This window comes from Thioclava kandeliae, from assembly GCF_040297545.1.
GTDB classification, from domain to species: domain Bacteria; phylum Pseudomonadota; class Alphaproteobacteria; order Rhodobacterales; family Rhodobacteraceae; genus Thioclava; species Thioclava kandeliae.
Genome location: NZ_JAYWLC010000011.1, coordinates 52,837 through 72,427 on the forward strand (window position 1 = coordinate 52,837; position 19,591 = coordinate 72,427).

Below are 19,591 nucleotides of genomic sequence, written 5' to 3' on the forward strand. Positions count from 1 at the left end.
TTTTCAAATCAAGAGGCGTGCCCGAGGGTGCGCCTTTTCGCGTTTTGGGCTTTGGGCTAAGCTGTCGGCATCAGGGGAGGTCTTTCATGATTACCATTCTGCGCGAACATCCTGTTCAGGAAAATCTGGCGCTTCTGCACAAGCGCCATTTCGATGCGATGCATGCCGACACGCCGCCCGGCTCCATCCATATGCTGCCGCCCGATGCGCTGGCCGCGCCGCAGATCCGGTTTTTCGTGATGCGCGAGGAAGGCCGTGCCATCGGCATGGGGGCGTGGAACCGCCATGGACCCGATCTGGCCGAGCTGAAATCCATGCATGTGCTTTATGAGGAGCGCGGCCGCGGGCTGGCGCGGATGATGCTGCGCCACCTTCTGGCCGATGTGGCGGAGGCAGGGATCCGCGAGGTGCGGCTGGAAACCGGTGCGCAGGCCAGCTTCCAGGTTGCGCGCAGCCTCTACGAGACGGAAGGCTTCACGCGATGTGCACCTTTCGCCGACTATACCCTTGATCCGATGAGCGTCTATATGGCGCTGAGCCTGCCGGTCGCGGTGAAAACCTAACCGCTTGCCGCACCTCGAAATTGGCGGGCCAAGATGCACGGAGCGGATTGCAGCTTCGCGATTGTCGCGTTATCAAGGCGACAATGGCCCCTTAGCTCAGCTGGATAGAGCATCCGCCTTCTAAGCGGACGGCCGAGGGTTCGAATCCTTCAGGGGCCGCCACTTCCATTATTTCGCAGTCTCCGGCGCGGTCTCCTCCAGAAGATCGTCGATCGAGATACCACGCTTTTCGGCGGCCTCGCGGGCGGCCTCGCGGATGGCGGGGCTACGGCGCAAGAGCTTGCGGAACCGTTTTTCATCCAGCTCCAGAATCGTCGAGGGCGCGATGGCACGCACATCGGTGCGCCGCGGCTTGCCGGTCAGCAAGGCCAGTTCGCCGAACATATCGCCCCGCCCGAGACGCGAGATCTGCCCTGCCGTTTCCAGCTCGACCGCTCCCGAGGCGATGAAAAAGACCGAGCGGGCATGGCTTTCCTTGCGCATGATCTTGTCACCCGGATCGAAATAGCGCGTGCGCAGGCTGCGGCCCAGAGGTTTGCGGATACGTTCGTCCAAATCCTCGAACAGCCGCATCCGGCGCAGGATGTCGGCCCGCTGCACCTGCAGGTCCAGCATCGGGCGTTCCTCGGCCTTCAGGCGGCGTGCAGAGATATCCTGCATGAGCGAGGTGAAGACCTCCTCGGAGATCAGTCCGTCCTCGTGCATCGTGTTGTATTCGCGCTCTTCCATCCGCAGGGCTGTGCGGCGGATCAGGCGGCGCTCGAGCTCTTCGGCATAGCCCGGATATTGCAGGCGCAGACCGTAGAGCGCGGTTTCCAGCGCCTCCACACGGCGCGCGAGCAGCTCGTGGAGCAGGTCGGCCACGCGGCGGCCATGGATGCGGCGGATGCGGGCATCGATGAACGCATCCAGATCGCGCAGGATCATGCGCTGTGACAGGAGCCTTTCGAACCGGTCGGCGGTCAGCAGGGCAAGCGGCATCGAGAAGCGCAAGCGGTTGTGCAGGAAATTGGCGATCCGGAAGGCGCGCCCGTAATCAATGGCGCTGCGGGCCGCGCGCTGGTAACCGGTCCGGCCTTGAGCGCGTGCGCCTTCGATCAGATGGTCGGTCTGGCTGAGTGCGGCCTCGCCGATACGCGACGAGATCGAGCGGTCGCGCAGGCGGCTTAGCACCTGTTCGCGCTCGAACCCTGCCAGCGCGATCAGACCCAATGTGATCCGGTCGCGATCCAGAATATTGGCACCGGCTTCGGCGGCCCGCACGACAGAATCCAGCCTCTCGCCGAAGCGCTTCGCCTCGGCGCGGATGATCTCGTGGTTGAGGTTGTAGTTCTCGCTGGATTTGGCGACATCCTCGCGCACGGTCTGTAGCGAGACGGCGATGACCTGATTGGCTAGCGCCTGATCGAGCGGCGAGAGCTTGTCGAGGCCCAGCTTGCCGATCACGCTGCGCAGGGTCGTCCCCTGCACGATCAGGGTGAACAGGGTGAAGCCCGTGGCAAGGATGCCGACAACGCGCTTGATCTCGACGGGCACCAGAGCGTTCTCGGTCACGGCCAGTGCGAGCGCCAGCGTTACTGCGCCGCGCAACCCGCCCCAGAGAATGGCCACGCGATAGGGCCGCTCGACCGGCGGCGAGAGGCGCAGAAGCGTTAGCACCGGCAGCAGTCCCCAGAGGATCACCGCGCGCGCGGCGATGGCCGCCACGACGACCACACCGATCAACAGGAAGTCGGTGACAGTAGTGCCTTCGAGAAGCCGCGGGATCAGGAGCGCGGCCAGAATAAAGATCAATGCGCCGGCCCAATGGGCCACCAGATCCCAGGTCTCGCGCATGTTGGTCCATGTCTGCGGCTCGATCCGGCCGGGCCCCGCGAGGTTGAGCGTCAGACCTGCGGCCACCACGGCGATCACACCGGAGGCCCCGATCAGCTGTTCGGCGATAATATAGGACAGATAGGGGAGGGCGACCGAAACCGACATCTGCGCCAGCTCGTAACGGGGAAAGAGCCCCATGATGCGCAGGCCGATCTGCGACAGCACCCAGCCGGTGGCGGCGCCGCCCGCGATCAGCATCGGGAAGCGGCCCAAGGCCTCGCCCAGTTCGGGGTCCGGCACGCCCAGCATCACATAACCGATGAAGAGGCCGAAGAGCGCGATGGCGGCGGCGTCGTTCAGAAGGCTTTCGCCCTCGATGATCCGCGCCAGCCGCTGCGGGGCCGAGAGCGAGCGGAAGATGCTGACCACGGCCGAAGGATCGGTCGTGGAGACAATCGCGCCGACCAGTAGACAGGCAGCGAGCGGCAGCGAGGAGATATAGGAAAGCGCGTATCCCACCGAAAGAGTGGCCACCACGACGGCCACAACCGCCATCACGAGGATCGGCACCCAGTCATCCATCATCCGGCGCAGGTTCATGCCCAATGTTACCTGGAACAGCAGGAGTGGCAGGAAGATATAGAGGAAGACATTGGCACGGATCGGCAGGCCGAGGATCGCCTCGGCCACGGGATTGAGCGCATCGGTCAGCGTGGTCTGTAAAAAGAAGATCGCCGCCGAGCCGATCAACATGCCCAATGCGGCGATGATCACCGAATAGGGTAGCCGCAGGCGGGCGGCGAGAGGCTCGGCCACGCCGATCACGAAAAAGAGTGACGCGATAATCGCGACAATAATGACGATATCCATGATCGGAAACTAGCGGCTCGGAGAGGAAAGGGAAGGGGCTGACATGAAACAGCCGCCGGAAACCGGCGGCTGTTTGCGTAGTATAGGAGAGAGGCGATTATTCGCGGTTCCCCATGAAGTTCAGGAGCAGCATGAACAGGTTGAGGAAGTCCAGATAGAGGCTCAGCGCGCCCATGATGGCAGCCTTGCCAAGGAAGTCCTCGCCCGAATGTGCCATCTCGAGATAGGTAGTCTTGATCTTCTGCGTGTCATAGGCGGTCAGACCCGCGAAGATCAGCACACCAAGAACGGACACGGCGAAGGCCAGAGCCGAGCTCGCGATGAAGATATTGACGATCGACGCCACGATCAGGCCGATCAGACCCATCATCAGGAACGAGCCCATCGGCGACAGGTCGCGTTTGGTGGTGTAGCCATAAAGCGAGAGCGAAGCGAAGGCGATCGCGGTCACGAGGAAGGTCTGGGCAATCGATACGCCGGTGAAGACGAGGAAGATCGAGGAGATCGATGCGCCCACAAGCGCCGCATAGGCCCAGAAGACCAGCTGTGCCGCACCGACCGACATGCGGTTGATCGTGGCCGAGAACAGGAAGACGACGGCCAGAGGCGCCAGCATCACCACCCATTTCAGCGGCGAGGTATAGAGCAACGCGCCGAACTGCGTCAGCATGGTGCCATTGCGCATGGTGCCGACCGCGGCGGCCGGATCATTGGTCATTGCAAGGCCGGCAAGCGCCCATGCCACTGCCCCGGTGATGAGCATCGCTGCCGACATCAGCCCGTAGACCTTGTTCATGTGTGCGCGCAGACCTGCGTCAATCTGCGCCTGACGCGCGCCGGTCGCGGTGCGCATCGTGTTAAAACCAGCCATCAAATCCCTCCATGAAGTGGCATGCGCCCTCAATGGCGCTCTTATCCCTGCCGATATTGGCAGACCATGCTTCCATTTCAAGATAGCGCTTGGCGGCTTTATGCGGAAAACGACCAAATAAACGTGGTAATTTTTGATGACGGTTTAAAAACTGCTGCCATCGATGGCGATCACGATCTTGCCGCTCGACTGTCGGTTGCGTAGCAGCTCCAGCGCCTCGCCCACACGGGCGAAGGGGAGCCGGTGGGAGACATGCGGGCGCAGACGGCCCGCCGCGTGATCGCGCAGCACCTCATCGAGCGAGCGACGGAAGGCTTGGGGGGCGATCTCGCGGTATCCGCCCCAATACAGCCCGTGGATCGAGATATTCTTGACCAGCGCGTGATTGAGCGGGAGCGCCGGTGGGGTGCCCCCCGCAAAGCCGATCAGCAGAAAGCGGCCGCCACGGTTCAGCGCGCGGAAAGCCGCCTCGCCAAGTGTGCCGCCCACGGCATCATAAACCACATCAACCCCGCCCAGAGCCTTCAACCCTGCCTTGAGCCCGCCTTGTTCTCCGGCCGTATCGCTGTCGATGGTCTCGGCCGCACCTGCCGTGCGGGCGATGGCGCATTTGTCCGCACCGCGCGCCACAGCGATCACCCGTGCCCCCAGTTGCGCCCCGATCTCCACGGCGGTCAGCCCGACGCCACCTGCCGCACCGATCACCGCAAGCGTTTCTCCGGCGCGCAGGCCCGCCGTGTGGGTCAGTGCGAGATGGGATGTGCCATAGGTGATGAGGAGCCCGGCAGCCTCGTCATAGGGGGTGTCTGGCGGGAGCGGGATGCAGGCGGCTTCCGGAAAGCTGCCATATTCGGCCAGCCCGCCCTGTCCTGCATAGACGGCGACCCTTGTGCCGAGCGGAATGGTGCAGCCGACCCCGCGCCCCACGACCTCGCCCGCACATTCCAGCCCCAAGGTGAAGGGCGGGGCAGGGGTGTCCTGATACCGGCCCTGCATCATCAGCAGATCGGCGAAATTCAGCCCGCAGGCATGGATACGGATCAGCAGCTCTCCCGCTTCGGGCTCGGGCCTTGCGCAGGGGCGGTGCTCGGGCGGGCGCGCGAAATCGACGACTTGGAAGGCGGTCATCTGGGGCATCGGATCTCTCCTGTAACGGGGGCCAGACTAGCGGCTCCGCGCGTTACGACAAGTCGTCAGGTGATTCGCGAAAGAATATTTCCATAACGAGAACCTTTTCAATTTCGCATTTTGCGATGCAAATTGCGAAACATCCTGAGGATGATACAGTTTCGCACGGCTCGCTTTAAGCATTGGAACAAAAAATTTTAAGAAATTGGCCTGAAGATTAACTTCGTTTAGTCTTTTTATACTAATTTTGACGACCTTTTGTGAGGAAATGCCGCCCTATGCGTGTGTCGACGTGATAGGTTCCTATTTGTAGTGTTGTAAGGACGATTGAATGAAACACCCAGTTGATGCCCATGTAGGTAAACGTATTCGCCATCGTCGCTGGATGATCGGCGTCACGCAGCAGCAGCTCGCGGACAAGGTTGGAATCAAGTTTCAACAGATTCAGAAATACGAAACCGGCATGAACCGCGTTTCGGCATCGCGTCTTTGGGACATCTCCGAAGCTCTCGATGTTCCGATCTCCTTTTTCTTCGAAGGTCTGGACGGTCAGGTCGACAAGAAGGAAGTGGAAGGCGACATCCTTGCCGACAAGGAAGCTCTGGCGCTCGTCCGCTCCTACTACGCAATTCCCGAAGAACAGCGCCGTCGCCTTTTCGATCTGGCAAAAGTGCTCTCGGCTTCTTCTGCAGCCTGATTCACCCATATCGGCTGTCCGGCCTTCCACGGCCGGACGGCAATTCGCGGCTCCTGCCTTGACCTTATGAAACGTGCTGGCTACCGCTTGCAAAACAGCGGGAGAATAGCATGAGCGCGTCACACGATCTTTCCTCCAATGACATCACCGCGCTGACGGAGCTCGCAGGGCGGTTGGCCGATGCGGCCCGACGCGAGACGCTGGCCCGTTTCCGGCCCGCAGGCGGTATAGCCGCCGCCAACAAAGAGGCTGCGGGCTTCGATCCGGTGACCGAGGCCGATCGCGCAGCCGAAGCGGCGATGCGCGAGATCCTTGGCCGTGAACGTCCCGAAGACGGGATCTATGGCGAGGAACAGGGGCAGTCGCTAGGCACGAGCGGCTATGTCTGGGTGCTCGATCCGATCGACGGCACACGGGGCTTCATGTCCGGCACGCCCACATGGGGGGTGCTGATCGGGCTCGCGCGGGTGGTTGATGGCGCGCTCGGCGCGCCGTTTCTTGGGATCGTGGACCAGCCCTATATCGGCGAGCGGTTCATCGGCGGTCCGGGGATCGCCAGGCTGATCGGACCGCATGGCGAACAAGATCTCAAAACGCGTAGCGCGGCCACCGATGCGCTCGCCGACGCCGTGCTCTTTACGACATTCCCAGAGGTCGGCACCCCCGAGGAGGGCGCGGCCTTCAAGCGCCTGTCCGCGCAGGCCAAGCTGACGCGTTATGGAATGGATTGCTATGCCTATGCGCTTCTTGCGGCGGGGCAGATCGATCTGGTGGTCGAGGCACAGCTGCACCCTTATGACATCCAAGGCCCGATGGCTGTGGTCGAGGCCGCAGGCGGGATCGTCACCAACTGGCAGGGGGGGGCGGCGCATCTGGGGGGGCAGGTGATTGCCGCCGCCAATCCCGAGATCCATGCCGCAGCTCTGGCTGTGCTGAACGGCTGAGCCAATCCCCCCTGCATGTCCGACATGCAGGGGGGATATCTTTATTTCCAGCAGCTTACATGCACCACCATGCCCTGCACCTCGCGTGTCAGGTCTTCGGTGGCAAGCGCGCCATGGGGCTCCGCGGCTTCGGGCGGGGTGCCCATGCTTGCCATCGCATCGGCCATCGGTTGCGCCTGTAGGGCCAGCGAGAGATCCTTGGGCAGCACCTTGTCGCCTGTAGCTTTGGGCAGCACCATCCCGATTACCGCGCCCGAGCTGTCCAGCACAGGTCCGCCCACATCGCCGGGCAGGGTGCGCAGGGTCAGGCGGGCGAGCGACGGATCGGTGTTTTCCAGCCCCTTTAGGGCCGCCAGCGTGCCGAAGCTCAGCACCGGCGCTGACATCGCCTCCGGATAGGAGAAGCCCGCCGCCGCGATATCGGAGCCCACAGCCGCGCCCCCCGTCTGGAAGCGCGCGACCGTTTTCGGCGCGAGTGGCTTGTCGGGGCTCAGCAGCGCCAGCCCCAGAGCCTTGTCCTGCGCCTTCAGCGTGGCCGTGCCATCCTGGATGGTGATCCTCTTGCAGCTGTCGATACCGGCAGCAGCGGTGGCCACGGTGCCGCGATCATCCACATAGAAGCCCGAACGTGAGAAGACGGGTTTGCGGATGTCGGTCCCGCGTGTCAGGTCTTCATGGCTGACGGTCATCGGTTTGCCCAAGGTCGGGTCCAGTGACTGATTGCCGATGGGAGCAAAATTCTGTTCCATTGCGGCCAGAACGCGCCTGCGCTGTGCCATATCGCCATCCGCAGGCCAGATCAGGGTGAAGCCCTTGATCAGCCCGTCCGAAAGCGTGGCTTGCGTGTAGGAAATGACTTTGTCGTTGCGTCCCTCGATATGGAATCCCGTGGCTTCGAGGGCGCGAGGCCCATCGGCGGGCACGGCATCGAGCGTCTGCATCACCTTGTAAAGGGCGGCCAGCGCATCGGCATCGCCCTTGCGCGAGATCAGCAGCGCCGTGACACCGGAGCCGTCTTTCGGACCATATTGCACGAAGGGCGCGTCATATCCTTTGAACGCGACAAGCGCCTCGGGCAGGGCGATACGGATGCCGGCATCGCTATTTTCCACTACCGCCAGCCCGAGGGCCGCACGCTCGGTCTCGACCTCGTCCAGAAGGGCAGCCTGTTGGGTCGAGGATAGCACCCCCGTTGGTTCATCGCCCTGCGCGCGCTGCCATTCGGCGATGGAGCTCCGAGTGCCCGGCCCGAACGAGGCATCGAGCGCGCCCTTGTAATAGCCCTGCCATATCAGCGCATCCTGAATGGCCATCTTATCCACGCGCGACAGGAGCTGTTCGAGGCGCCGCGATTCGGCCAGCGTTTCCCCTTGCGGCGCGGGAGGTGCCGCCGTTTCGAGGGCTTGTTCGGGCATGGGCGCTGGTGCGGCTGCAGCTTCGCTCGGGCCGGTGACGGTATCGGTTCCGGTCTCCGGCACGGTGTCATCGGGCAGGGCGGTCGTGTCGACGGTGCCTGTGGTCACGCCGGAGGTGATGGGCGCATCCGGAGAGGGTTCGCCGGCGGAAGGCTGGGCGGAAGACGGCTGGGCCGCGGGGGCCTGCAGGAAACGTGCGCCCACCGGCCAGAACTGCGCGCCATAATTCGTGCCTTCCGTCACATAGGCATCCGAAGGGATCAGCCCCTCGCGCTGGAGCGCGCGGCGGCGGTCATTGGCCGCGTCACGGGTTTCGAACGGGCCGATCGAGATCGCATACCAGCCGGTCGACATCGAGAAACCGGACAGATCGGGTAGGCTGGACCAGCCGCGCGCCGACTGTTCGGCCTGTGCCAGAGAGGGTTGCGCTTCGATCTGCAGCCAGACGGGAGCGGCCCATCCGGCACCGGCCCAGACCATGCCCGTGAGACCCGCGCCCACCAGCGCTGACACAGCTTTGCGCATAACCCTCATTATAAAACCTGCCCTGTTCAAAATTGCAAAGTTGTCGCAAATTAGCAGGCTTTTGTCCCGCGTCATCCCCCAAAGCCCATGTCACAGTATGACGTCGTGACGTTGTTGCACGTTGACCCCGCTTGCGGCCTTGCCTATCAGGCATAGGCAAGTTTCGATGACAGATCCGTCTGGGAGAGTTCGCATGTCAGATGCCACCGCCACCAAACCCGCCGCGCCGCGGTCGTTCCAGGAGATTATCCTGCGACTGCAAGCCTATTGGGCGGGTAAGGGCTGCGCGATCATGCAGCCCTATGACATGGAAGTAGGGGCGGGCACCTTCCACCCCGCGACCACGCTGCGCTCGCTGGGGTCCAAACCTTGGGCCGCCGCCTATGTGCAGCCCTCGCGCCGTCCGACCGATGGCCGCTATGGCGAGAACCCGAACCGCCTGCAGCATTACTACCAGTATCAGGTGCTGATCAAACCGAGCCCGCCGGATCTGCAGGAGCTCTATCTGGGCTCGCTGCGCGCGATCGGGATCGATATCGACCTGCATGACATCCGTTTTGTGGAAGACGACTGGGAAAGCCCGACGCTGGGCGCCTGGGGCCTTGGCTGGGAAGTCTGGTGCGACGGTATGGAAGTGTCGCAGTTCACCTATTTCCAGCAGGTCGGCGGCCATGATTGCCACCCCGTTTCGGGCGAGCTGACCTATGGTCTCGAGCGTCTGGCGATGTATGTTCTGGGCATCGATCACGTCATGGACATGCCCTATAACGATCCCGACGCGCCGATCGCGCTGAAATATGGCGATGTCTTCAAGCAGACCGAGCAGGAATATTCCCGCTGGAACTTCGATGTGGCCGACACCGATATGCTCTTGCAGCATTTCAAGGATGCCGAGGCCGAATGCGAGCGCATTCTGGCGCAGGCCGATGAGGATGGGGCCGAGCGCCGGATCATCATGGCCCATCCCGCCTATGACCAGTGCATCAAGGCCAGCCATCTCTTCAACCTGCTCGACGCGCGCGGCGTGATCTCGGTCACCGAGCGTCAGGCCTATATCGGGCGGGTGCGCGCGCTGGCCAAGAAATGCGCCGATGCCTTCGTGCGCACGCCCGCAGGTGGCGCTGTCTGAGATGGCATATCGGCACCGGATACTGGCCGCTCTGGCCCTGGGCGCGCTTGCGCCCCTTGCCTCTGCGGCGACCCCGCCTGCGGGCGAGATCCGTCTTGTGTCGATCTCTTCGGGGCAGCCCGAGCCTATTCTGACCGAAGATCTGAAAACGACGCAGGATACCGAGTTCCGGGGCTGTTTCCACACGCCGCTGAGCCTCGGTATGCTGACCGAAACCTTCACCGTAGATCCCAAGGCCGCGCCCGAGCCGGAACAGCAGGGGTTTCCCTGCTATGATCCGGCGCGCCTGACCGAGGATCTGCGCACAGGCGAGGCGATTGCCTTCCTGTCCGAACCCGACATCACCCCCGGCATCGACCGGGTGGTGGCCATTTATTCCGATGGCCGGGCCTATGCCTGGCATCAGCGACACGCCGCGGAGAATTGACATGCCCGATCTTCTAATCGAACTCTTTTCCGAGGAAATCCCCGCGCGGATGCAGGGCCGCGCGCGCGAGGACCTCAAGAAGCTCGTGACCGACGGGCTGGTCGAGGCGGGCCTGACCTACGCCTCTGCCGGCGCCTTCTCGACCCCGCGCCGCCTTGTGCTGACGCTGGAGGGACTGTCGAAAGAGAGCCCGACGCTGCGCGAGGAGCGCAAAGGCCCCAAGGTCGGCGCGCCAGAGAAAGCGATCGAGGGGTTCCTGCGCTCGACCGGTCTGACGATGGACCAGCTGGAGATCCGCGACGAGAAAAAGGGTCAGGTCTATTTTGCGGTCGTCGAGAAAGAGGGCCGCGAGGCGCCTGCGATCATCGCCGAGGTGCTGGAAAAGACCATCCGCAATTTCCCCTGGCCCAAATCGATGCGCTGGGGCGCGGGGAGTTTGCGCTGGGTGCGCCCGCTGCATTCGATCCTGTGCCTGCTGTCCGATGAGGGCGGGGCCGAGGTGGTCGATCTGGATATCGACGGGATCACATCCGGCAATACCACCGAAGGCCACCGCTTCATGGCACCGGGCCGTTTTTCTGTCACCGGTTTCGAAGATTACTGCGCCAAACTGGCGGCGGCCAAAGTCGTGCTGGACAGCGCCGAGCGCGAGCAGACCATCTGGCACGATGCCGAGCAGATGGCTTTTGCCCGCGGGCTCGAACTGGTGGCTGACCGCGGCCTGCTGACCGAGGTGGCAGGGCTCGTCGAATGCCCTGTGGCGCTGATGGGCCAGATTGATGACGAGTTCCTCGAGCTGCCGCCCGAAGTGCTGCAGACCTCGATGAAAGAGCACCAGAAATTCTTCTCGGTGAAAAACCCCAAAACCGGCCGGATCGAGGGCTTTGTCACCGTGGCCAACCGCGAGACCGCCGACAACGGCGCGACGATCCTCAAGGGCAACCAGAAGGTGCTTTCGGCGCGTCTGTCGGATGCCAAATTCTTCTGGGAAAACGATAACCGTCTGGTCAAGGCCGAGGGGCTCTCGGGCATGGGCGCGGGGCTTGCGGATGTGACCTTCCACAATGCGCTCGGCTCACAGGCCGACCGTATCGCGCGGATTGCGACACTTGCCACGGAGATCGCGCAAAAGGTCGGCGCTTCGCCCGATCTGGCCCGCGAGGCCGCCGAGGTCGCCAAGGCCGATCTGCGCTCGGAAATGGTCTATGAGTTCCCCGAATTGCAGGGGATCATGGGGCGCTATTATGCCCAACGCGCGGGCCTGCCCGAGGCCGTGGCCGATGCCTGCCGCGACCATTACTCGCCGCTCGGCCCGTCCGATGATGTGCCTACCGCACCGGTGACGGTCGCCGTGGCGCTGGCTGACAAGATCGACACGCTGACGGGCTTCTGGGCGATCGATGAAAAGCCTACCGGCTCCAAGGACCCCTTCGCGCTGCGCCGTGCGGCCTTGGGTGTGATCCGTCTGATCCTGACCAATGATCTGCGGCTGAACCTCACCGAGGTCTTCGCCAAGGGCTATGAGGGTGCGGATGCCGCCGATCTCTTGTCCTTCTTCCATGATCGTCTGAAGGTCTATCTGAAGGATCAGGGCATCCGCCATGATGTGATCGACGCAGTTCTGGCGATGCCCGGAAATGATGATCTGACACTGCTGGTCAACCGTGCCGAGGCGCTTTCGGGCTTCCTGAAAACCGATGACGGCGAGAACCTCATTCAGGGCTATAAGCGCGCCAATAACATCCTCACGCAGGCCGAGGAGAAAGATGGCGTGGAATACAGCTTCGGTGCCGATGCGAAATTCGCCGAAGGCCCCGAGGAGAAGGCGCTGTTTGCCGCGCTCGATAAGGCCGAGGCGGAAATCACACCGGCCATGAAGTCGCAGGAATTCGCCAGCGCGATGGGGGCTATGGCCCAGCTGCGCGCGCCGATTGATGCGTTCTTCACCGCCGTGCAGATCAATTCCGATAATCAGATCGTGCGCCGGAACCGCCTGAACCTGCTCTCCCGTATCCGCCAGATCTGCCTGTCGGTCGCCGATCTGAACCGGATCGAGGGCTAACGCCTTGTTTTCGCGCCACGAGTGAGGCGCGCAAGCAAGATAACACGTTCATCATGCGAAACCGGCGGGACGCGCTTTGCGTGCCACCGGTTTTCATGTATGCTGCACCTGCACAATGGGGCTCGCTGCAATGCAGAAATTTTATGATTTTCCCGAGTTCGTCGAGCTAACCCCCACCGCCAAGGTTGAAAAATCTCGGCACGGTTGGCGCGCGAAATGTCTACAACGGTTGATTCGGCTGGATCTGCCGGTGCCGCCGACCGTGGCCCTCCCCGTCGAGACGGTAAAATCCATTGCGACGGGCCAGATGCCCGATCTTGCGCCGCTGACCAATGTCTTCGGGCAGGATTCCCTGATTTCCGTGCGCTCGAGCCCCGAGAACCCCGAATGGGGCGGTCCGGGGACGGTGCTGAATGTTGGAATGAACAATGCGATGCATCAGCGCCTGTCCGAAACCCACGGGCGGGAGGCGGCGGATGCACTCTATCTGAATTTCGTGCAGGGCTATGCGATCCATGTCGCCCGCCTCGACCCGGATATGTTCTCGGCAGAGGCTGGGGAGGGCGCGCTGCAGGAGGCACTGGACGCATTTGCCGAGGAAATGGAAGAGGATTTCCCGCAGGATCCGCTGACCCAGCTGCGCGAGGTGCTCAGGTCGATGGCGCGGGCATGGGAAGGCACCACCGCGCGTCTTCTGCGTCAGGCCAAGGGCGCGCCTGCCGAGGCGACGCTGGGGCTGGTGCTGCAGGAGATGGCGCTGGGGATCGGGCCGGGGCTTTCGGGGTCGGGCACGATCCAGTTCGTGGAAAGCGTGACCGGCCAACCGCAGATCACGGGGCGTTTCCGTGGCCAGTCCCAAGGACGGGCGAATTCGGTCGAGACCCATTATCTGACGCGCGACGAACGCGGTGCCTCGCTCGAGGAGATGGCGCCCGAGGTCTTTGCCCAGCTGGTTGCCTTCAGCCCCGTCTGCCGCAAGCGGCTGCGCGAGGAGATGCAGATCGAGTTCACTATCGAGAGTGGCCGCATTGCAGTGATCGATGCGGTGCGGGTGCAACGCTCGGCACGGGCGGCTGTGCGGATCGCGGTGGCTCTGGCCGAGGACGGGGTGATCCCGCGCGACGAGGCGCTGTTGCGGATCGAACCGCGGGCCCTGACCGAACTCCTGCACTATCAGGTGGACCCGCGCGCCCCGCGCGATGTGATCGCCCGCGGGATCGGGGCCTCACCCGGTGCGGCGACCGGCAAGATCGTGTTCTCGGCCGCGGCGGCGCAGGCTGCGGCCTCGCGCGACGAGCCCTGTATTCTGGTGCGCCGCGAGACCCAGCCCGAGGATATCCGCGGCATGCACGCGGCCAATGCGGTGCTGACCGAACGCGGTGGCATGACCAGCCATGCAGCGGTGATTGCCCGTGGTCTGGGGCTGCCCTGCATCGTGGGTTGCACCAATATTACGCTCAATGCGCGTGATCACAGCTTTATCGGACCCAAAGGGAGAGTGTTCCGCGAGGGCGATATCATTACCGTCGATGGCACAAGTGGCGAGGTGCTTCTGGGCGAGGCCGAGATGCTGGAGCCCTCGCTCGATGACGGGTTCCGCACATTGCTGCATTGGGCCGATAATGTGCGCGATATCGGCATCCGTGCCAATGCGGACACCCCCGATGATGCCCGCACCGCGCGCAATTTCGAGGCGGACGGGATCGGGCTGTGCCGGACCGAGCATATGTTCTTCGACGAGGACAGGCTTACGGTGATGCGCGAGATGATCTTCGTGGACAGCCCCGAGGACCGTGCCGCCGTGCTCGAACGTCTGTTGCCGATGCAGCGCAACGATTTTATCGCGCTTTTCGATATTATGGCAGGGGCGCCGGTCTGTATCCGGCTGTTCGATCCGCCGCTGCACGAGTTTTTGCCGCATAGCCGGGAGGGGATGCGCGAACTCGCCGAGGCTTTGGGGCGGCCTTTGTCGGAAGTGACGCGGCGCTGCGAGGCGATGACGGAGTTCAACCCGATGCTGGGGATGCGTGGCGTGCGTCTTGGCGTAACCTTGCCCGAGATCTACGATATGCAGGCCCGCGCCATCTTCGAGGCGGTGGTCGAGGCGGGGCGTCGGGGCTCGGTCATCGTGCCCGAGATCATGATCCCGCTGGTTTCCGCCTCGCGCGAGGTGGAGCTGGTGAAGACCCGCATCGATGCGGTCGCAGCCGCCGTGCGTAACCAGCAGAAGGCGCAGTTTTCCTATAAACTGGGTGTGATGATGGAAACGCCGCGCGCGGCGCTGCGCGCGGGCGAGATCGCCGAACATGCCGAGTTCATGTCCTTTGGAACGAACGACCTGACCCAGATGACCTATGGTCTGTCGCGCGACGATGCGGGGCGGTTCATGTCGACCTATGTAAACCAGCGCGTCTTCTCCGAAGATCCGTTCCATATTCTGGATATCGAAGGGGTGGGCGAGTTGTTGCTGATCGGGGCAGGGCGCGGCCGCGCGACACGGCGCGATATCACGATCTCGGTCTGCGGCGAGCATGGTGGCAACCCCGAATCGATTGCATTCTGCCGCGCTGCGGGGTTCGATTATGTGTCCTGCTCACCATTTCGTGTTCCGGTTGCGCGCCTTGCTGCGGCCCATTTCGCCCTTCTGGCTCCCAAGCAGCAGTGAGGGGCGCTCGCAAATCCGTGATCCTAAAAGTTTAGATAATTCAGTTGGTTTTCTGGATATGGCGCTAAAAAATAACGTTAAGGTGACGTTAGGGTAGGCGGATTCTCGCCGCCTTTCGCCGAAGAAACTGTGGCAAAAACATCTGCTTGTAGATTTTTAACGATTTCCGCGGTAGGTCCCCCAAGTCTTGTTGGCCAGCGGTCGGCAGGGCGCGAAACCACTGCGAGACGGACACATGACGAAGTTTATCGGTAAGATTGTAGCGATTTTCGCCTTTGCGCTCTGTGCGCAGCTAGGTGCAGCCCAAGCCGAAGTGACAGTAAGCGGGTCCAACGACCCTACAATCGATATCGATACGCCTCTGGCATCCATGCTCTCGGGGGAGCGTGACACGCTGGGCAAGTTCTCCGCCGCTCAGGTATCCAAACTCATGACCCCGCCGGAAGGTTCCACACCGCCCTCGCTGACGGCCTCGTGGCTGGCAGCCCAGCCTGCCGCACAGGGCGGTGCCCAGTTCGACTGTCTGGCGCAGGTGATCTATCACGAAGCGCGCGGCGAGAGCCTCAAGGGCCAGCAGGCCGTGGCCGAGGTGGTGCTCAACCGCGTTGATGATCCGGCCTTCCCTAATACCGTTTGCGGTGTGGTCCATCAGGGCACCAAACGCGCTTGCCAGTTCAGCTGGACCTGTGATGGCAAATCCGATGCCATCGCCAACCGTGCCAGCTATGCCCGTGTGGCCAAGGTCGCCCGTGCCATGATGGATGGCGCCCCGCGCAGCCTGACCGATGGCGCGACCTTCTTCCATACGCCCGCCGTGCGCCCCGCCTGGTCGAAGCGTTTCGTGAAAACCACCCGCGTGGGCTCGCATATTTTCTACCGCAAACCGGTGCGGACCGCTTCCAACTAACACGCTCGTGTCGTTTCTCGCTGCTATCCGACGTTTCGGGGTGGGCATTTGCCCGCCCTTTTTCTATTTTCCGCCCAAAGAAAAGCCCTGCCGGCCAAGCCAGAGAGATCCCCATGTCCAGCGATATCGTTCAAGCCTTTGCGCATCCCGAAGAGCGTTCGATTGCCTCGGCTCCGGCTGATCCGCGTGACCGCATCAGCCTGCGCGATCATATCGTCACCGCCGATATCGGCGCGTTCCAGCAGGAGCGCGGGCATGGCCAGCGGCTGCAGTTCAACATCGTGGTCGAGGTGCGCCCGGTGGCCGCACCGCTCGAGGATGATGTGGACCGCATCCTGTCCTATGACCGGATCACCGAAGCTGTGGCGGCAGAACTTGCGGCCGAGCGCCTGAACCTTCTGGAGACGCTGGCCGAGCGGGTGGCCGAGCGCATTCTGGCGGCGCCTCAGGCGATGCGGGTCTTCGTGCGGATCGAGAAGCTCGACCGCGGTCCGGGGGCGCTTGGCGTCGAGATCGTGCGCTCGCGGGCCTCGGTGCCGGTTCAGGCGGCAGGCGAGGCGGTGCATCCGGTGCTGGCCTATCTCTCGAACGAGACCATTGCCGCCCCCGATCTGTCGGCGCGCCTCGATGCGCTCGAAGCGGGGGCTGCGGCGGTGGTTCTGGTGGTGGGCATGCCCGAGGGCACGCCCCCGCAATCGGCCCAGGGGCCGACCCAGCGCCGGATCGATCTGCTGGCGATCGAGCAGAACGCCTGGGTTCTGGCGGGGCGTGATCCGCGCTGTGTGGTGGTATCCTCGCGCACCGAGCTCGACTGGGCGATGAAACACGGCAAGACGGTTGTCTGGGCGCCTTCGAAGATTGTGCTTGATGCGGTGGATGGCCCCAAAGGCAGCCCGCGCGATGCGGTGGCGCTGGCGGTATGGCTGGCCGAGCAGCTGGCCGCCGACCGGCTGGAACTTCACGGAAATATTGCAGCTCCGGCAGGTTCCCGCGTGAAGGTGCTCGCGCAACGCTGAGCCCGGCCAAAGATGGCTTGCCAAATCACGGCACATGCGGTGAATGGAGGCCATGGAAAAGCTCTATTATCGCCCGATCCCGCGCACGGATCTTGCCCGCCCCGACACCGCCTTCCGCTTGGCCGGAGGCTGGTGCTGGTTTGATGAAGTCGAGGTTCTGCGCCGCGGATTGCCGCCCGAGGTGATCCCTGCGCAGCATTGCCCCGAAGAGGTGCTGGAACGGCTCACCGCCAAGCGCCGGATGATCGGGTCGATGAACCTCGAGGTGCCGCGGGTGATGGGCATCCTGAATGCCACGCCCGACAGCTTCTCCGATGGTGGCGATTATTTCGATATGCATGCGGCGATGGAACGTGCCGAGGCGATGGTCGAGGAAGGCGTCGATATTTTTGACATTGGTGGCGAGAGCACCCGTCCGGGTGCCGAGACCGTGCCCGAGGACGAAGAAATCGAACGCACCGTGCCGCTCATTCAGGAACTGCGCGATACATTCGATCTGCCGATCTCGATCGACACCCGCAAGGCGCTGGTGGCCGATGCCGCGGTCGAGGCGGGCGCCGATATGATCAATGACGTCTCGGCGATGGAATATGATCCGGGGATGGCGGAGCTGGCGATGGTTTCGGGCCTGCCGATCTGTCTGATGCATGCGCAGGGCGACCCCGAGAACATGCAAGACAAGCCCGAATATGATGACGTGCTTCTGGATGTCTATGACCATCTCGAGGAGCGCATCGCGCTGGCCGAGGCCGAGGGGATCGACCGCGCGGCGATCATCTCGGATGTGGGGATCGGCTTTGGCAAGACGGTCGAGCATAATCTCACCCTGCTGCGCGGGCTCTCGCTGTTCCACAGCCTTGGCTGCCCGATCCTGCTGGGTGTTTCGCGCAAACGCTTCATCGGCACTATTGCGGGGGTCGAGACCGCAAAGGACCGGATGCCCGGCACGCTGGCGGTGACCCTCGCAGGGATCGCGCAGGGCGTGCAGATCCACCGTGTGCATGATGTGGCGGAAATCAAACAGGGGGTGAACCTCTGGGCGGCCCTGACGTTGGGCTGGGAGGGAGAGAAATGAGCAGGAAACTTTTCGGCACCGATGGGGTGCGTGGCGAGGCCAATCAGGGCCATATGACCGCCGAGATGGCGCTGCGTCTGGGGGCGGCGGCTGGGCGCTATTTCCGCCGTGCGGGCACCAATGGCCACCGCGTGGTGATCGGCAAGGATACGCGCCTTTCGGGCTATATGTTCGAGAACGCGCTGACCGCCGGTCTGACCTCGACGGGGATGAATGTGCTCCTTCTGGGGCCGGTGCCGACGCCCGCGGTGGGCTATCTCACGCGCTCGATGCGCGCCGATCTGGGGATCATGATCTCGGCGAGCCACAATCCGGCCAAGGATAACGGCATCAAGTTCTTCGGACCGGACGGGTTCAAACTGTCCGACGAGGCCGAGATGGAGATCGAGGCGATGCTGGAGGGTGAGATCCGTCTGGCGATCCCCGACAATATCGGCCGTGCCAAGCGCATCGATGACGGGCTGGGGCGCTATGTCGAATATGCCAAGACGACCTTCCCCGCCCGCGACCGGATGTCGGGGCTGAAGGTGGTCGTCGATTGCGCCAATGGTGCCGCCTATAAGGCCGCACCGCAGGTGCTGTGGGAACTGGGCTGCGAGGTGATCCCCGTGGGGGTTGCGCCCAATGGCTACAATATCAACAAAGGCGTCGGATCGACCCACCCCGAGGCCTGCGCCGAGGCGGTGCTCGCCCATGGCGCGGATCTGGGCATCTCGCTCGATGGTGATGCGGACCGCGTGATGATCATCGACGAGACGGGCCGTGTGGCCGATGGCGACCAGATCATGGCGCTCTTTGCCCGCCGCTGGGCCGGGAAGGGTATCCTGCAGGGCGGATCGCTGGTCGCCACCGTAATGTCCAATCTGGGGCTCGAGCGCTTCCTGCAGGGCCACGGGATCGGGCTCGAGCGCACCAAGGTCGGCGACCGCTATGTGGTCGAGCGGATGCGCGCGGGTGGCTTCAATCTGGGCGGTGAGCAGTCGGGCCATATCGTGATGACCGATTACGCCACCACCGGAGACGGTCTGATGGCGGGGCTGCAATTCCTTCTGGCCATGGCCGAGACGGGGCAGCGTGCGTCGGAACTGGTAAGCCAGTTCGAGACCGTGCCGCAGCTTCTCAAGAATGTGCGCTATCAGGCAGGTCAGGAGCCCCTGAACAATGCGCAGGTCCAGAAGGTGATCGCCCAGACCGAGGCGCGGCTACAGGGCCAGGGGCGGCTCCTGATCCGTAAATCCGGCACCGAACCCCTGATCCGTGTGATGGCGGAATGCGAGGATGACGGTTTGCTGGCCGAATGTGTGGATGCGGTGGTCGATGCCGTGACTGTCGCGGCAGGATGATAGCAGGCGGCCCTCGGGGCCGCCTTTTTTCTGTCAGGTCCGTTTCGCTTTGGATGTGCCGCTACCCGCAGGGAACATGGCGGCTATGGGCTGGGCGTGATGCGGGGCTGTGACCCGGTTGACGGGGCCGGCCGGA

At 63.2% G+C, this 19,591-nt stretch carries 15 protein-coding genes and 1 tRNA gene; 12 read left to right on the plus strand and 4 right to left on the minus strand.

The genetic code is table 11. From position 1 onward, the window contains the following. The first annotated feature begins 86 nt into the window (after positions 1-86). Both VSX56_RS13510 and VSX56_RS13515 read left to right on the plus strand, forming a co-directional pair. Entirely contained in the window at positions 87-563 is a 477-nt protein-coding gene (locus VSX56_RS13510; RefSeq protein WP_339112011.1) for a GNAT family N-acetyltransferase, read from the plus strand. 85 nt (positions 564-648) lie between these two features. Beyond that, a tRNA-Arg gene (locus VSX56_RS13515) sits at positions 649-725 on the plus strand. A 6-nt stretch (positions 726-731) separates the two neighbouring features. On the opposite strand, the gene VSX56_RS13520 is transcribed toward VSX56_RS13515, so the two are convergent. The 3 genes from VSX56_RS13520 to VSX56_RS13530 form a co-directional block, all read right to left on the minus strand. Continuing rightward, the gene (locus VSX56_RS13520) at positions 732-3,251 is read right to left on the minus strand and encodes a cation:proton antiporter (protein WP_350937821.1); all 2,520 of its coding nucleotides are present in this window, start codon (positions 3,249-3,251) and stop codon (positions 732-734) included. A 97-nt stretch (positions 3,252-3,348) separates the two neighbouring features. Next, a complete protein-coding gene (locus VSX56_RS13525) occupies positions 3,349-4,122 on the minus strand; it encodes a Bax inhibitor-1/YccA family protein (RefSeq protein ID WP_350937823.1) in 774 nt (257 codons plus the stop codon). Positions 4,123-4,266: 144 nt separating this feature from the next. Further along, complete coding sequence (locus tag VSX56_RS13530; protein ID WP_350937880.1) at positions 4,267-5,250, minus strand: NADPH:quinone oxidoreductase family protein; 984 nt, start codon at positions 5,248-5,250, stop codon at positions 4,267-4,269. 331 nt (positions 5,251-5,581) lie between these two features. Between VSX56_RS13530 and VSX56_RS13535 the strand changes: the two genes are divergently transcribed. Both VSX56_RS13535 and VSX56_RS13540 read left to right on the plus strand, forming a co-directional pair. Continuing rightward, entirely contained in the window at positions 5,582-5,947 is a 366-nt protein-coding gene (locus VSX56_RS13535; RefSeq protein WP_339112015.1) for a helix-turn-helix domain-containing protein, read from the plus strand. A gap of 110 nt (positions 5,948-6,057) precedes the next feature. Further along, on the plus strand, positions 6,058-6,891 hold the full coding sequence (locus VSX56_RS13540) for an inositol monophosphatase family protein (protein WP_350937826.1): 834 nt from the start codon (positions 6,058-6,060) through the stop codon (positions 6,889-6,891). Between the two features lie 41 nt (positions 6,892-6,932). On the opposite strand, the gene VSX56_RS13545 is transcribed toward VSX56_RS13540, so the two are convergent. Further along, complete coding sequence (locus VSX56_RS13545) at positions 6,933-8,831, minus strand: trypsin-like peptidase domain-containing protein (protein WP_350937828.1); 1,899 nt, start codon at positions 8,829-8,831, stop codon at positions 6,933-6,935. A 193-nt stretch (positions 8,832-9,024) separates the two neighbouring features. Between VSX56_RS13545 and VSX56_RS13550 the strand changes: the two genes are divergently transcribed. The 8 genes from VSX56_RS13550 (at position 9,025) to glmM (ending at position 19,455) form a co-directional block, all read left to right on the plus strand. Next, positions 9,025-9,960 (plus strand): glycine--tRNA ligase subunit alpha, encoded by a 936-nt coding sequence (locus VSX56_RS13550; RefSeq protein ID WP_339112018.1) that lies wholly within the window; start codon positions 9,025-9,027, stop codon positions 9,958-9,960. Position 9,961: 1 nt separating this feature from the next. Further along, positions 9,962-10,387, plus strand: coding sequence for a DUF6446 family protein (locus VSX56_RS13555; protein WP_350937830.1), 426 nt, complete (start codon positions 9,962-9,964; stop codon positions 10,385-10,387). Position 10,388: 1 nt separating this feature from the next. After that, positions 10,389-12,449 carry a glycine--tRNA ligase subunit beta gene (gene glyS / locus VSX56_RS13560; RefSeq protein ID WP_339112020.1) on the plus strand — a complete coding sequence of 687 codons (2,061 nt, stop codon included), beginning with the start codon at positions 10,389-10,391 and terminating at the stop codon, positions 12,447-12,449. Between the two features lie 130 nt (positions 12,450-12,579). Next, entirely contained in the window at positions 12,580-15,114 is a 2,535-nt protein-coding gene (locus VSX56_RS13565; protein ID WP_350937833.1) for a putative PEP-binding protein, read from the plus strand. A gap of 235 nt (positions 15,115-15,349) precedes the next feature. Next, positions 15,350-16,021, plus strand: coding sequence for a cell wall hydrolase (locus VSX56_RS13570; protein WP_339112022.1), 672 nt, complete (start codon positions 15,350-15,352; stop codon positions 16,019-16,021). A gap of 113 nt (positions 16,022-16,134) precedes the next feature. Further along, complete coding sequence (locus VSX56_RS13575) at positions 16,135-17,037, plus strand: dihydroneopterin aldolase (RefSeq protein WP_339112023.1); 903 nt, start codon at positions 16,135-16,137, stop codon at positions 17,035-17,037. Between the two features lie 52 nt (positions 17,038-17,089). Next, on the plus strand, positions 17,090-18,112 hold the full coding sequence (folP, locus tag VSX56_RS13580) for a dihydropteroate synthase (protein ID WP_350937837.1): 1,023 nt from the start codon (positions 17,090-17,092) through the stop codon (positions 18,110-18,112). After that, complete coding sequence (gene glmM / locus VSX56_RS13585) at positions 18,109-19,455, plus strand: phosphoglucosamine mutase (protein WP_350937839.1); 1,347 nt, start codon at positions 18,109-18,111, stop codon at positions 19,453-19,455. Before folP ends, glmM begins: the two co-directional genes overlap by 4 nt. Positions 19,456-19,591 lie beyond the last annotated feature (136 nt).